General features: G+C 32.8%; 13 protein-coding genes and 1 pseudogene. 12 read left to right on the forward strand and 2 right to left on the reverse strand.

All coding sequences use genetic code 11. The annotated features are described in order from the left end of the window. From RH915_RS07040 to RH915_RS07055, 4 genes are all read left to right on the forward strand, one after another. A partial coding sequence (locus tag RH915_RS07040) for a transposase (RefSeq protein ID WP_310478884.1) occupies nt 1-388 on the forward strand: 388 nt, incomplete at its 5' end. Nucleotides 389-803: 415 nt separating this feature from the next. Beyond that, on the forward strand, nt 804-1,787 hold the full coding sequence (locus RH915_RS07045) for an ABC transporter substrate-binding protein (RefSeq protein ID WP_310478885.1): 984 nt from the start codon (nt 804-806) through the stop codon (nt 1,785-1,787). Between the two features lie 11 nt (nt 1,788-1,798). Then, on the forward strand, nt 1,799-2,710 hold the full coding sequence (gene cysK / locus RH915_RS07050; protein WP_310478886.1) for a cysteine synthase A: 912 nt from the start codon (nt 1,799-1,801) through the stop codon (nt 2,708-2,710). Nucleotides 2,711-2,867: 157 nt separating this feature from the next. Continuing rightward, nucleotides 2,868-4,655: a diguanylate cyclase gene (locus RH915_RS07055; RefSeq protein WP_310478887.1), complete on the forward strand. Its 1,788-nt coding sequence runs from the start codon at nt 2,868-2,870 to the stop codon at nt 4,653-4,655. 163 nt (nt 4,656-4,818) lie between these two features. Here RH915_RS07055 and RH915_RS07060 read toward each other — a convergent pair whose 3' ends face one another. Next, complete coding sequence (locus tag RH915_RS07060; protein WP_310478888.1) at nt 4,819-6,510, reverse strand: methyl-accepting chemotaxis protein; 1,692 nt, start codon at nt 6,508-6,510, stop codon at nt 4,819-4,821. Nucleotides 6,511-6,673: 163 nt separating this feature from the next. Between RH915_RS07060 and RH915_RS07065 the strand changes: the two genes are divergently transcribed. The 7 genes and pseudogenes from RH915_RS07065 to RH915_RS07095 all read left to right on the forward strand — a co-directional run. Continuing rightward, nucleotides 6,674-7,102, forward strand: a complete 429-nt coding sequence (locus tag RH915_RS07065; protein ID WP_310478889.1) for a chemotaxis protein CheW — start codon at nt 6,674-6,676, stop codon at nt 7,100-7,102. Nucleotides 7,103-7,175: 73 nt separating this feature from the next. Continuing rightward, nucleotides 7,176-8,249, forward strand: a complete 1,074-nt coding sequence (locus RH915_RS07070) for a diguanylate cyclase (protein ID WP_310478890.1) — start codon at nt 7,176-7,178, stop codon at nt 8,247-8,249. Nucleotides 8,250-8,380: 131 nt separating this feature from the next. Then, nucleotides 8,381-10,921 carry a PAS domain S-box protein gene (locus tag RH915_RS07075; protein WP_310478892.1) on the forward strand — a complete coding sequence of 847 codons (2,541 nt, stop codon included), beginning with the start codon at nt 8,381-8,383 and terminating at the stop codon, nt 10,919-10,921. A gap of 468 nt (nt 10,922-11,389) precedes the next feature. Continuing rightward, on the forward strand, nt 11,390-12,175 hold the full coding sequence (locus RH915_RS07080; protein WP_310478894.1) for a hypothetical protein: 786 nt from the start codon (nt 11,390-11,392) through the stop codon (nt 12,173-12,175). 150 nt (nt 12,176-12,325) lie between these two features. Further along, nucleotides 12,326-13,015 (forward strand): protein kinase domain-containing protein, encoded by a 690-nt coding sequence (locus RH915_RS07085; protein ID WP_310478895.1) that lies wholly within the window; start codon nt 12,326-12,328, stop codon nt 13,013-13,015. 205 nt (nt 13,016-13,220) lie between these two features. Then, complete coding sequence (locus RH915_RS07090; protein WP_310478897.1) at nt 13,221-13,538, forward strand: nucleoside triphosphate pyrophosphohydrolase; 318 nt, start codon at nt 13,221-13,223, stop codon at nt 13,536-13,538. Between the two features lie 138 nt (nt 13,539-13,676). Next, nucleotides 13,677-13,796: pseudogene (locus RH915_RS07095) on the forward strand (phosphorothioated DNA-binding restriction endonuclease); the annotation flags it as partial. A 234-nt stretch (nt 13,797-14,030) separates the two neighbouring features. Here the strand turns inward: RH915_RS07095 and RH915_RS07100 are convergent. Beyond that, a complete protein-coding gene (locus RH915_RS07100; protein WP_310478899.1) occupies nt 14,031-14,648 on the reverse strand; it encodes a DUF3267 domain-containing protein in 618 nt (205 codons plus the stop codon). A gap of 464 nt (nt 14,649-15,112) precedes the next feature. Between RH915_RS07100 and RH915_RS07105 the strand changes: the two genes are divergently transcribed. Beyond that, nucleotides 15,113-15,331, forward strand: a complete 219-nt coding sequence (locus RH915_RS07105; RefSeq protein WP_310478900.1) for a helix-turn-helix domain-containing protein — start codon at nt 15,113-15,115, stop codon at nt 15,329-15,331. Nucleotide 15,332: the final 1 nt, after the last annotated feature.

Below are 15,332 nucleotides of genomic sequence, written 5' to 3' on the forward strand. Positions count from 1 at the left end.
AATCTCTAGCTTCCTAGGGGAAGTGGGTGATATAAGGCGCTTTGACACACCCAAGCAGATACAGAAACTAGCTGGCCTTGGACTTAAAGAAAGCAGCTCAGGCAAACATAAAGGACAAACAACTATTAGCAAGCGTGGCAGGAAACGTTTAAGAGCCATACTGTTTCAAGCGGCCATGCCACTAGTAGGAAAAAACAAAGAATTTAACTCAATTCATCACTATTACACAACCAGAATGCACAACCCATTGAAGAAAAAGCAGTCGATAATAGCAATATGCTGTAAACTGATAAGGGTCTTGTTTGCTATATTAACAAAGAATGAAGAGTATAGTGCACAACGACTTATAACAGACATCAAAAGACCTAACATTCAACTAGCAGCGTAGCTATGTTCAACAAGAACTTGAATTAGGACAGCGTCCGTTAGAAATAACGCCTAGTTTAAGTCAATTTCCTTACAATTATAGAGAAACAGCAGGTAGTCAATAATTTTTCCATCAGAGCATGACTCGGTAAAGGAGCATACAGACACCCATACATGGATAAGCGGAACGAAGGAATTGAGGGCATGACCCTGTTAGACATGGGAGGTTTGCTACCATGGAGGAAGTGGGTATACACCGCTGAAATAAAATGTAATTTAAAGACGTTTTGTTTACTATACCCAAAAACAGGATTATTCTACAATTATCAGTCCTCTTATCTGACGCTGTTTCTTTAAAGTTAATAAAACAAGTTTAAAAAACTAAGAAAACAAGAGTAAATGTAAGAAAAAACAAGATTATATAGGGAGGAAAGACAATGAAAAAAAGCAAAGTAAGTTTATTGATTGGTATTTTAATATTATCCCTTGTGGTGATTACAGCATGCTCAACTGCAAGTGTAGATAAAGAAATAGATACAGTAAGTGTTGGTTATTTCCCTAACCTATCCCATGCACCGGCAATGGTAGGTATAGAAGAAGGATTTTTTGCTGAAGAATTAGAGGGATTAAACTTAGATACAATGCACTTCCCAAATGGCTCCTTGTTTATGGATGCCCTTTCAACAGGACAAATTGATATTGGTTACGTTGGACCAGGACCAATGATTAATAGATACCTACAAGGAGGCGATGTTGTACTACTATCCAACGCCAGTGTAGGAGAAAACGTGTTAGTGATGAGAAATGACGTAGAATATAACGGTGTTGAAGATTTACATGGAAAAATTATTGCAACGGCTTCAACTGGTTGTACACATGACCTATTACTTAGAAAAATGCTTCAAGTAGAAGGTATGGCAGTAGAGGAAAATGGCGGTACAGTACAAAGAGTAGCGCAAAGACCAGCTACAAATGTAGGGATGCTACAGCAGAAACAGCTTCATGGTGCATTAGTTTCAGAGCCTTGGGCATCAATTATGGAAGCCGAAGGTGTTGGAAGAGTCGTAGTAGACGCTACAGAAGTACCATGGGATGGAAATGTACCAGCAACAGTACTAGTAGCTAGAAGAAGCTTTGCAGAAGAAAACCCTGAAATTGTAGAAAAATTCCTTAAAGGACATGAACAAGCAATAAACTATTTAAATGAAAATGAAGAAGCATCTATAGAAATTATAAGAAACCAAATTAAAGAAATAACAGATCAAGACATTGCACCAGAAATTTTCGAAACATCCTTAGCCCGTGTGTTCTACAGAAGTGAAATAGATAAAGATGTATTACAAGAATTTGCTGACTTATCAAAAGATCTAGGATTCATTAATGGAGACGCCAGTTTAGAAAATCTATTTTGGTTAGAATAGGAGTAGATCAAATGATTTATAACAATATAACCGAGCTAATTGGAAATACCCCAGTTATAAAATTAAATAGAATGGTAGATAAAGATAGTGCCGATGTTTTTGTAAAGGTAGAGTCCTTTAACCCTAGTGGTTCTGTAAAAGACCGGGCAGCTCTAAGTATGATTGAAACAGCAGAAAAAGAAGGCATCCTAAAGCCAGGGGCAACCATTATAGAACCAACCTCCGGTAACACTGGTATTGGTCTAGCTATGGTAGCCGCAGCAAAAGGCTATAAATTAATTATTATTATGCCCGCAACAGCAACAGCAGAAAGAGTAAAGCTGTTAAAAGCCTACGGCGCAGAAGTCATTCTAACACCAGGGGAAGAACTGATGTCAGGGAGCATACGTAAAGCACAATCACTATTAAAAGAGATCGCAGATAGTTTTATGCCCAACCAATTTGAAAATATGTCTAATCCAGAAATACACAAAAGAACAACAGCTCTTGAAATACTTAACCAAATGGAAAGAAAATTAGACGCTTTTGTTGCAACAGCTGGCACTGGTGGAACCATAAGTGGCACCGGTGAAGTACTAAGAAAACACCTACCCCATTTAAAGATATATGTAGTGGAATCAAAAAATTCCCCTGTAATTGCAGGAGGGAAGCCAGGGCCTCATAACATCATAGGAACAGGCCCAGGCTTCATTCCAAAAACCTTAGACATGAATATTTTCGATGAAATTATACATGTAACAGATGAAGAAGCGATTGCAACAACAAAAGACTTAGCGACAAAAGAAGGAATACTATGCGGCATCTCTGCCGGAGCTTCAACCTTTGTTGCACTGCAAATGGCCAGAAAACTTGGGCCAGGCAAAAGGGTACTGTCTATGATACCCGATACAGGAGAGCGTTACTTAAGCACAGGATTTTTATAAATCTATATTAAACTAGATAAACGCCCTTGTTGTAGCAGATTATTAAGAATCTGTTACAACAAGGGCGTTTATATTTTTATATAAGAGATCTTACTATTTTTATACCCAATAAGATTATTTAGACATATTATAAAAATAAAAAGGGGATTTAATCGTTATGATGTGTAAGGGATATTTTATTGACGAGGGTGTTCACTTAAAAGTTGGATATTTATATCAAAAAATTATTTTAAATAAAGATGGAGAACTTTGCGACTTTCAATATATAGAGATGAATCAGGTCGTTGAAAAAATTACAAATATACAATCCAGTGAAATTATCGGAAAAAAAGAATCCGAAGTAAAACTATTTAATGATTATCAAAAAAACTTAATAGAAAAATTAAAAGAAGTGAGTTCTTACTGTGGACAGGTACAATATCAACAAGAAATTAAAGGGGATTTATATGATATAAATGTATATTTTATTAATATGTCCTATTTTATTACCATAATTAAAGGAAAAGATCATAATAGTTGTATAAAAAATCTAGAAAATCCTTGCTGTATGTTGAGAAAAATACTGGACACTATACCCATTCGTATATTCTGGAAAGACTTAAATTTAAATTACTTAGGGTGCAATAAAAAATTTGCTGAGGATGCAGGATTATCCTCCCCTAATGAGATCATTGGAAAAAACGATTATGAATTAGGTTGGAAAAACTTTGCCCAAACATATAGGTGTGATGACAGAGAAGTACTTAATACAGAACAACCGAAAATTAATTTTGAAGAAAAGGTTATTGGAAAAGACGGAGAAATTATGTGGGTAAAAACCACTAAAATACCCATTTATGATAATCATAATAAATTGTACGGTGTAATGGGGACCTTTGAAGATATTACAGAAAGAAAAGTAATAGAAGAGAAAATGAAGTACTTAAGCTTTCATGATCATTTAACAGGGTTATATAACCGGAGATTTTTAGAAGAAGAAATAAACGGATTAGATAAAGAGATAAATCTTCCAATAAGCATAATTATGATAGACATAAATGGACTAAAACTAATGAATGATGCTTTTGGACATAAGTCGGGTGATCTACTAATTCAAAAAGTGGCCGAAGGCATAAAGCAATCCTGTAGAAAAGAGGATATTATCGCTCGAGTAGGTGGTGATGAGTTTATTGTTCTGTTGCCTAAAACTAATGCTAAAGAAGTAGAAAAAGTGATAACTAGTATTCATCTTGGATTGCAGAAAAAGAAGATAAATGGAATAAATATTTCTATAGCATCAGGTACAGAAACAAAAACAAATAACCATCAAAGTATTAATGATCTTTTAAAAAAAGCAGAAACTTATATGTACAAGAAGAAAACTGAGAAAAAAACACAGATAAGAAATGAAGCAATAATATCCATCTTAGAATTGCTTTTTATTAAGTTTTCCCATGAGAAAAGCCATGCAGATCAAGTAAGTAAAATAAGTGCTGATATCGGCGCTGCAATAGGATTGGAGCAACAGGAAATTAACGAATTAAAGATGCTAGGGAGACTTCATGATATAGGAAAAATTGCAATAGATGAAAAGATTGTAAACAGGAGCCTCAGATATAATAATCAAGACTTTACAAAAGAAGAAATACTTGAATATAAACGGCACCCAGAGGTGAGTTATATTATTCTAAGTTCTTCTAATGAATATACTATTTTTTCAGAGGATGTATTACATCACCATGAAAGATACGATGGTAAAGGTTATCCTAGAGGGTTAAAAGGAAAAGAAATTCCAATAAAATCAAGAATATTAGCACTGGCAGATACTGTTGATAAAATGACGTCAACTGTTAATAATAATTTTCCTTTAACACAAGAAGAAGTTATTTTAAAATTAAAGCAGGAATCGGGAAAAAAATTTGATCCTGAACTTGTTAAAGTTTTTATAGAAGAGGTATTAAATTAAATGATATTATAAAATTAAATTAAGTAATACAAAATGCTCCTCTTTTTACGGAAGTTTATTAAAAATCCTTTATAAAAAAGAGGAGCATCTGCTATATATTATTAAATTTTAGTACCTAAGTGTATTTACTTGTAGTGAAATTCAACAGTATAGTAGCTAAAATTTAAACCTCAAATTCATCTGTTAGTGCTTTAAGTTGGTCTGTTAGATCAGAAAGATTTCCACTGGAAGCAGTGATGTTTTCTACTGATGAAGCTTGTTCCTGAGCGGAAGCTGCAACCTGCTCACAAGATGCAGCATTTTCTTCTGCGATGGCCGCTAGACTTTGTACTGTACCAACAATAGTATTCTTTAATTGTTCCATTTCTTTACTAAGGCTATTAATGGCTTTATTTTTAGAGACATTTTGTTCTATCGCTTTAGATAATTCATTAAATATGTTTTCAGTAGTGGATACCGCCTGAGACTGTTCCGATACAATTCCTTTAGCCTGTTGCATTTCATCTACAGCAGTATTAAATTTATTTTGTAGATTTTTTATAATATCATCAATTTCTTTCACTGAATCAGAGGATTGGTCCGCTAACTTACGAATTTCTCCTGCTACTACAGCAAATCCTTTTCCAGCCTCCCCAGCTCGAGCAGCTTCAATTGCAGCATTAAGGGAAAGTAGGCTAGTCTGCTCTGCAATTGTATTAATCAACGAAGCAGCTTTACTTATGGCATCAACACTGTCACTCGTTTCAAAAATGATTTGTGCTACTGTCTCAGAAGCTTTATTATTTTGATCTGTTTTTACTGTTAAATCTTTTACGACTTGAAGTCCTTTGTTTTTAAGAGATTCTGTTTCTATGCAAATTTCATCAAGCTCTAATGATGCTTGTAGAACTTTTTGTATATCTTCTGCTAGTCTATCAATTGAGTGGGCACCTTCCTCAGTATTTTTTGCCTGCTCTCCCGCACTTTCAGCAATTTCGTGAATCGTTTTCGCAATTTCCTCAGAAGCAGTTGCTAACTGATGTGAGGTCGCAGAAAGCTCATCCGAAGAAGTGGATACACTGTCGGAAGTAGTTTGGATTTGCTGCACTAACCGCTGGGTGTTAACTAACATTTTATTAACAGATTGCATTAGTAATAAAAACTCGTCGTTACCAGAAGCATTTAATGGCGAGACTGTTAAGTCTCCTTTAGATATTGCAGTCGTAACTTGAATGATACTGTTAATAGATTTTTTTATATACTTAACAATAAAGTATACAATAATGACACTAAGAAGAATAGCAATAATCAAACCAGAAATTAATAAAGAATGAGATGCTCCTATACGCTCACTTACTAAATTATAACTTTCATTGTAATTGTTCATTTTAATGTTTTGAATATCATTAAGGACATGGTCTAGATTAATACGACAACTTGCTAAATCCTCCATTATGGCATTAATACTGTTGATATCCTTTGTTTCAACAGCGGGTATTAAGTGATAGGAATACAAGTATTCAAATTCTTCATTTAAATCTTTTAGTTCATTAAATAATGACACTTCTCTTTCCGTTGATATATGTTTGTAAAGTTCAGCTTGTTTATCATTAAATTCTGGAAGAAATTCATCAAGATCATTTAGATTTGATGGATCATCTGTACGAACAAACTCCGTAATACGAACAAATATCTTTTGTACTAAAATATCCATCTCCTGTGCCATTACGTTTAGTTCTGAATTGGCTTTCATCTGTTCATTATTTTCATTAATAGATCTGAGTTGTAACCCTACTACTGAGATCACAGTAACAAAAACTAATATAATAACTAAGAAACTAAGCATTAATTTGGTTGACAATTTTATATTTCTCATTTAACCACTCCCCTTACTAAACTCATTTTTCTCAATATAATCATATGCTTAGCCCTTTTTTTAGTTCTAAAAAAATAAATCTTTTTACTATAAAAAATGACACTTTTTCAAAAAAAATATCTATATTAGTAGCAAAAACAGTGAAATAAAGGGGATTAAATCTATGCATAATAATCAATATGTAATATTTGAATTAAATGGACAGCAATATGGTGTAGAAATAGGTTATATACAGGAAATAACGAGATTTAACGATTTTGAAGACGTATTAGTTATTCCAAACAAAAAAGAAGATATAGAAGGCGTAATTAATATAAGAGGAGATATTATTCCTATCTTAAATTTAAAAAAGAAGTTTGAACTAAAAGACAAAGAAATACACAAAAACGCCCAAGTAATTATTTTTAAGAAAGATGAGCAATTCATTGGATTAATTGTTGACAATGCTTCTCAGGTACTGCAAATCAAAAAAGAACATACGGAGCCTTTATCCGATTTAGTAATATCAAGCAGTGAAAAAAGTCATTGTAAAGAAATTATAAAAATTAATAATAAACTTATTTTTATTTTAGATATTGCTCATTTTATATAAATGTTTCACTTAGCTCGAACCTCATTTTTAAGTGACCAAATATGAGGTAAATATCTTAAAAGTTGGTGATCAGGTGACTAAAATATTTAAGGGTGTTAGAAATAAAATAAGTATAAAAAAAGCACGCCTATTTTTATTTTTAAGCAGTAAAGATTTGTTAACAGGTACCCATAGCAGAACTTATTTTGAAAAATTCATAGAAAAGCTAGGAAAAAAATCATCTGAAAAAATAGGTATTATGATTTGTGATATCGATGGATTGAAGTTAATAAACAATACATTAGGCAGTGCTGTTGGTGATGAAGTATTACGATCAACAGCCCATTGCATTAAAGAGGTGCTTCAAAATAAAGGCCTAATCGCTAGGATAGAAGGAGATACATTTGCCATACTCATTAAAGGTGCAGAAGGCTTAGAAATGAAAAATATAACAGATTGCATGACAAAAAAATTTTTAAGTCAGAAAGTTTTTAACGTAAAGCTAAATGTATCTATTGGCTTTGCCCTTGGAAATACAAGTGAAAAACATCCAAGAGTGATCTACAAAGAAGCAGAAGATAATATGAATATGGCAAAGTTAAGTGCAATTAATAGTACCAGGTATGACATTGTTAAAGCAAGCATGAAAATCTTAGAAGAAAGAGATCTTTTCACAAGTAAGCATGTTTCAAGAATGGAAGAGGTTGCTGTAAAGATAGGTGAAAAAATGAACATGCTACCTAATGATATGTCAAATTTGAAGCTGCTAGTAAAATTTCATGATATAGGCAAAATCGGTATACCAGATCAAATTTTAAAAAAGCCAGGGTTATTAACCAAAGAAGAATATGAAGAAATTAAAAAGCATTGCGAAATCGGTTACCGTATCATTAAATCCGTATCAAGTTTAGCACCAATAGCACCCCTTGCTTTATCCCATCATGAAAGATGGGATGGTCAGGGTTACCCCCAAGGGCTTAAAGGAGAAGAGATTCCCTTATTGTCTAGACTAATAGCTATTGTAGACGCATATGATGCCATGACCAATGATAGACCCTATAAGAAAGTCCTTACACATGAAGAAGCACTAGCTGAAATACAAAGATGCTCAGGAACGCAATTTGATCCAAAGTTAGTGAAAATTTTTATAGAAGCAACCGTTAATTAAAACACCTCTTATTCAATGGATGGAGAAAATAGTAAAAAAACAGATAAAACAATCTTATTTTGTTTCATGTTATTTAGTAGGGGGTAATTATAAAGAAAAACAATTAGATAAAACAAGGAGCTGGGTTACAGATGGGAGACAATTTCTATAAAAATATCATCGATCATTCTATGGTAGGATATTCATACAACAGGGTTATTCGTAATGAAAAAGGAGAGCCCTGTGATTATGTGTTTTTAGAAGTGAATCCAGCCTTTGAAAAATATACCGGATTAAAAGCAGAAAATCTTATCGGAAAACGGGTAACAGAAGTGTTGCCAGAGATGACTCAGGATACTTTTAATTTTATTAGTCATTTTGGAAACATTGGGATAAACGGGGGAAGAGGGGAATTTGAGCAATACTCAGAGACCTTAGGCAAATGGTATAAAACCCAAGTGTACTCCCCGGAAAAGAACCATTTTGTTATTAATTTTATCGAAATAACAGAACAAGAAAATCTTAAAAAAAATTTATATGATCAAACACAACAGTTAGAAAACTTCTTTCATGTAAATCTAGATCTCTTGTGCATAGCTGATGTTAACGGAAACTTTATAAAAGTTAACAAAGCTTGGCAAGATACATTAGGGTATACAATTTTAGAATTAAAAGAAACAAAATATTTAGATCTAGTCCATCCAGAGGATTTAGAAAAAACCAAAAATGCAATGTTACACCTAAAGAACCAAAATAAAGTTTTGAATTTTGTTAACAGATTTAGATGTAAAAACGGGAACTATCGTTCTATAGAGTGGCGTTCAAACTCAAAGGACAATTTTATTTATGCCGCCGCCCGGGACATAACAGAAAAAATTCGTTTGTCAGAGAAACTAGCCTATTCAGAACAGATACTTAGACAGGTACTTGATACAATGCCAATCCAAATTTTTTGGAAAGACTTAGACCTAAAATATTTAGGCTGTAATTTAAAGTTTGCTAAATCCGTAGGCATAGATGCACCGGAAGATATTGTAGGAAAGACAGACTATGATCTAACAAGTACAGAAATAGCGGATTTTTATCGGTTAGATGATTACACCGTCATAGAGTCACAGCGACCTAAAATTAATTCAGAGGAGTTTGATATTGACGAAGAAGGCAATGACTTATGGATCAAAACAACGAAAATACCATTGTATGATGAAGCAAATAACGTATATGGTGTGATGGGAACCTTAGAAGATATTACAGAAAAAAAAGAAGCAGAAGATGCACTAAAAGAAAGTCAACAACGGTATGAGCAATTAGCGAAAATTAGTCACTCCGTAGCCTGGGAAATGGATACAAATGGGGTGTATACATACGTTAATGATGTAGTGCGAACAGTTTACGGATACGAACCGGAAGAAGTAATCGGAAAAATGACATTTTATGATTTTGTTCCCAAAGAAGAAAAAGACAAAAGAAAAAAGATGGGTTTTTCTGTTATAAACAATAAAGAAAAAGTCGAAGATTATGAGCAAAAGCTACGGAATAAAAACAATAAAGAAGTGTGGGTTCTAACAAATGGATTTCCAATTTTAGATATTAATGGAGACCTTGTGGCCTATAGAGGCATTGATATAGATATTACACAAAGAAAGATGATTGAAAATCAAATGCAACATTTAAGCTTTCACGACCATCTTACTGGTCTTTATAACAGACGTTATTTTGAAACAGAAATAAAAAGACTAGATCATCCTGACAATTTACCATTAAGTATGGTTATGATTGACGTGAACGGATTAAAGCTAGTGAATGATGCCTTTGGTCATGAAGTAGGAGATGAGTTAATAAAAAAAGTAGCAGAGGCGATGAAAGCCGTTTGCAGACAAGAGGATGTAATCGCAAGGGTAGGTGGCGATGAGTTTATTATTCTGTTACCTAAAACCAGCTCAGAACATGTGCAAAAAGTAATGGATCGAATTTTTGAACAGATACAACAGCAAAAAGTAGAGGGGATCGATGTTACTGTTTCCTATGGTTATGAAACGAAAGAGAGAAAGTATCAATCCCTTAACGACTTATTAAAAAAAGCAGAAACATATATGTATAAAAAGAAAACTAAAAACAAAGTAGATTTAAGAAATAGAGTAATTGAACAAATTCAGCAACAATTATTTAAAAAATTCCCCCATGAAAAGAAACATGCAGAGCACGTAGCATACTTTAGTGGACAAATCGGTAAAGCAATGGAGTTAGAGGAAGAAGAAGTTGAAAAATTAAAAATGATAGGGAAACTTCATGATATCGGTAAGATTGCAATAGAAGACCACATTATTCATCAACAGGCTGGCTATAAAAAAGAAAACTTTAGTGAAGCAGATTGGCAAGAGTTTAAACGCCATGCAGAAGTAAGCTACATTATTTTAACCTCATCAAATGAATATACGATTTTTGCAGAGGATGTTTTGCATCATCATGAACACTACGATGGAACCGGGTATCCAAAGGGATTAAAAAAAGAAGAAATACCACTCAATGCTAGAATTTTAGCAGTTGCCGATACCTTTGCAGACCTTGTAGCACATAAACAAAACAAAGACGCTTATACAAAAAAAGAAGCAATAGAGGAAATACAAAAAGGTGCTGGAAAAGCTTTTGATCCAGAGATTGTTGAAGTCTTTGTAAAAGAAGTATTAGATTAAAGATAATATTTAAAAAGAAAGAATTAATTAAGGAAAGAATTAATTAAGATAAAAGACTTAGTATGAATAAGTTCCTTTATCTTTTGCTAAGAAAGTTTAATTTTGTCATCCTGAATAAAATGAAGGATCGCGAGTTTATCATTTGAGGAAATTGCATAATTTAGACGAATAAATAAAAAAAATATACCTTCCCTGCTTCGAATTTGTTGACTTGTTTTTTCGCTATAAATACAATGATATAAGTAAACAAATGAGGCGCGAGCTCAGGTAACATTTTGTATATTTATTCTAAGAAAACCTTTAATAATGGAATTATGCAATTTCCTCATTTAAAATAGCGGGTGAAATACGATAAAACCTTTAGAAAAGATTAAATACTGTAATAATTTGACAAAATCAGAATGAAATGATAAGTTCGTAAATAGTATACTAACAGTCAGATTATTTTTAAAAATTCAGGAGGTTATTATGTTAAATAGAAAAACATTATTCGTACTTCTTAGTATGTTTATATTCTTAATAGGATGTAATAGCGAAACAACTAATACTACGGATCAGCACTTATCAGAAAGCAATGTAATAAATATGATTGAAAGTGAAGGCATAGAGATTACAAAAACAAAAGCAACAAGTCCTTTTACTGATGTAAAAATTTCGCCTGAAAGTTTTACCATTAATAATACAAATCATGAATTGTTTATATATGCCTTTGATACGATTGAGGAAAGAAAAGAAGATTTCCCAATAACATATTCCGACATTAAAAATGAAACAACCTATGTGTTTGCTGCAAAAAATGTTGTGATCGTCTGTGAACTAGGTGAAGCTGAAGAAAGTACATTTTTTAATGCCGTCGACCAAGTTGAAAAAGTTGTATTTGAAAAACTTCACGATTTAAATGAGCTATTATTTACAGCACAGGGAGCGTACTGGGATGTAGAATATACAATTCATTACTTTGAATATAACTGGTTTGATAAAGAAGGAGAAGAACATACAGAGAAATTCAGCAAGATATACCCTTTGATACAGTATAAAGGAGATGAAACAATAGCCCATTTAGAGTGGTCCGTTTCTTTTCAAGACGATGACACGGAAACAAGACAAATAAACAAGCCACTACTAGAAGATGGTACAGTAAACAAAAATTTAACATTTACACAGCGCATTAACTTTCCCAAAGAAGATGATAATGTAACCATTCATTTACTGTGGAATGATAAAGAAGAAACCCTAAAGCTTGAAGCAAATTAAATAGTATGCAAACAAATCACCTTATGGTGTAAGATTTAAAATAAAAATCTGACACCATAAGGTGATTTTTGTTAAGTTAAGCACCACACCAGTGTGTCAAAATCCCTATAAAAACATACCTTGAAGTAAGTAAAGAAGGGGGATTGGCACGTGAAAGAGATTCGAGTAAAAAACTATACCATCAAGTTAGCACCTATAGGCCAAGGAGCATATTCCCGTGTATATAAAGGCTATGACCATATTAATAAAAAAAGCGTAGCCATAAAAATAATGACAGATCCATTAAAAGCCGCTAAGGAAGCGAAAGTGATGCGGGCTTACCAGGAGTCTGATTATTTGCCCCATTACTATAATTTCTTTATTGAAAAAAATAGAGCATATCTTGTTATGGAGCATATAAATGGTAGAGTTTTAGGAGGCGACTACTATTATAGAGGAAAAAAGCACGACCAAAAATTTAGTCTAGAAGTAGTTATTAATACACTAAGAGGACTACAGCAATTACACAACAGTGGATATGTACACTGGGACGTAAAACCAAAAAACACAATGATTATTGCTGGCAGTCCGAAGAAGATTAAAATAATCGATTTTAATTCCACAAGACTAATAAATGAAAAAAATTCAATACAAAAGGACATAGGCCACGTGGCAATGATGTATATCTATCTTACCAATGGCATCGTACCAGAATCACCAGAACAGGCAGTATTTCGAAATAAGGAAATCAAGTCTGTTATATTACGCGCTTTAAATAAAGAAAAAGAAGCCCAATATCCATCGGCTAAGGAGTTTATGCAAGCATTGTTAGGCTGTAAAACAAAATATTTAAACTATTAAAATTACTATATTGTATAAAATAATAAACATAACAATCAGAACTTGTGAAGGATAAGGGAATGATAAAAAAGATAGGAATATAAGACTAATAACTTTTAATGAAACCATTTTGTAATCCATAGATTTAATTTAATAATAAATGTAAAAGGAGATATATACTTAAAGTAGAAATTATAAAGAGCAATGAAAGCACAAGGAGGTCAACATGGCAGAAAAGATATATAACAAATTAGTTAGAGACCGCATTCCAGAAATAATACAAAACCATAAAAAAACCTGCGAGACAACACAAGTAGCAGGGCAAGAACTACAAAGCTTATTGAATCAAAAACTACAAGAAGAAGTCGAAGAATTTCTCCAAAGTGGAGACTTAGAAGAACTTGCAGATATACTAGAAGTGATCCATGGCATTTTACAGTACAGAGGGACAACCTTCAAAGAACTAGAAGTAATAAGATTAAAGAAAAAAGAAGAACGAGGCGGCTTTGAAAAAGGGATTAAGTTAATAAAAGTAAAAGAATGAACAAGCTAAGATGCATTTTGGCTTGTTTTATTTTGAGCAAATAAACAATAGTTAGAGGAAATTAGTACCAGTTTATAGAAATTATAGATTTATAAATAAGTAATTAAGACATTTTAACAATAATGAGGGAGTATGTATATGAATGCTAATGAATTAAAGAACAGAATAGAAAATCTAAGCATCTGGAAAAAAGGAGATCAAAGGGCACCCCACAAACCACTACTGATTCTATATGCACTAGGACAACTGGTTTTTAAATGGTATTGAAACATTAGGTAGTTGTATTCATGCCTGGAACGAGTTTTAGAGCTGTGTTGTTTTAAATGGAAATCAAACCGGCACGGTGATTTTTTTACACTAATATATGTAAGAAAGTAAATTTAGATATGTATAAGATATAGTTACAAACCTTAAACAATGAATTAAATTAGATTATACAGTACAAAAAAGCGAGACGGTAACAAAAGTTATTATCTCGCTTTTTATATTTACCTATCCCTCAGCAACTTCTTCCCACTCAACATACCAATAAGAATGAAAACCCGAGGCTTGTGTCATTGCATCCTTTGGCATTTGGGTATAAGTATTATAAACATTTAAAAAATCACCCGTACACCCCAATAACTCAAATATAGCAAATGAATAAATAAAGTTTGCAATAGATAAATAAGAAGGAATAAAGACCCATACAGCCAGTGGTAAAAAACCTAAAACTAAACTTGGTAATAAACACAGTAAAATAAACCTTCTTTTAGAAACTGGATACGTCGAGTGTACAAATGCAGCTAAATTTTTTGGAGCATACCATAGCTCTACTTCTGCATCCTTTGGAAATACAATGGCATGAAGTAGCTCATGCACGCCAATAGCAAAGTATGATGCTATAAATGCATAAAAATTTAGCCCTACATTGGGAGAAGCCCCTTCTATTCCCGTCTTTATAACAGTCGTAAGTGCTCCAATTATAAATATCGGAATAACAAAAACTCCCGATACTAAACTAAACTTCCCCAGAGAATCTGGTTCATTAAATTTGATTGCATGTTCAGGCAAATTTCCCTTTTCAAGTTGAGACGGATCCTTATATCGCCCCTTCCACTTTAATTTCATTTAATTGCTCCTTATATGTGTTTTTGGCTACTAAACAAACTATTATGGATAATTATACCTTTATACAAATACACTTTCAATTTTTTTAAAATAGTTTTTCCAGCAAATAGATTAAATAAAATATGGTTGTTTTGGAGCCGGTTATTTGTCAAAGAAAATAAACCGGGACGGTGTGGACAAGACCCATTTTGGTTACACCTTGAGTACGGTTGATTTATCTAATTTTTTTCTGGCACTATAATTTTTGTAGGTCTCGAAAAAGACCAGATTTAACGGTGTAGATCCTAACGGTCCCTAATAGGGGAGCTTTAGTATTGACTTCAAAAACGAGTATAAAAAAAGTACCCAAGTGGGGATGTACGACGCTCGAAAAAGGTAAATTTTATGGACTATACTTACTTTAAAATGAGTTGGAGTTATGTTATTCTATTTAGAGAGAATTTTATTCTACCGGGAGGTATATGATGGCATTATCTTATAATCGTTTGTGGAAATTAGCCATAGATAAAGGAATAAATAAGACACAATTAAGAGACATAACAGGGATTAGCAATCAGACGCTTTCTAGGTTAAGCAAAAATCAATATATTAGCATGGAAGTATTGGATAGGATTTGTAATTGCCTAGAGTGTAATGTTGAAGACATTATTGAACACATTAAGATTGATGAGGAGAAAAAATAGA

The organism is Serpentinicella sp. ANB-PHB4, from assembly GCF_031432315.1.
Classification (GTDB): Bacteria; Bacillota; Clostridia; order Peptostreptococcales; family Natronincolaceae; genus Serpentinicella.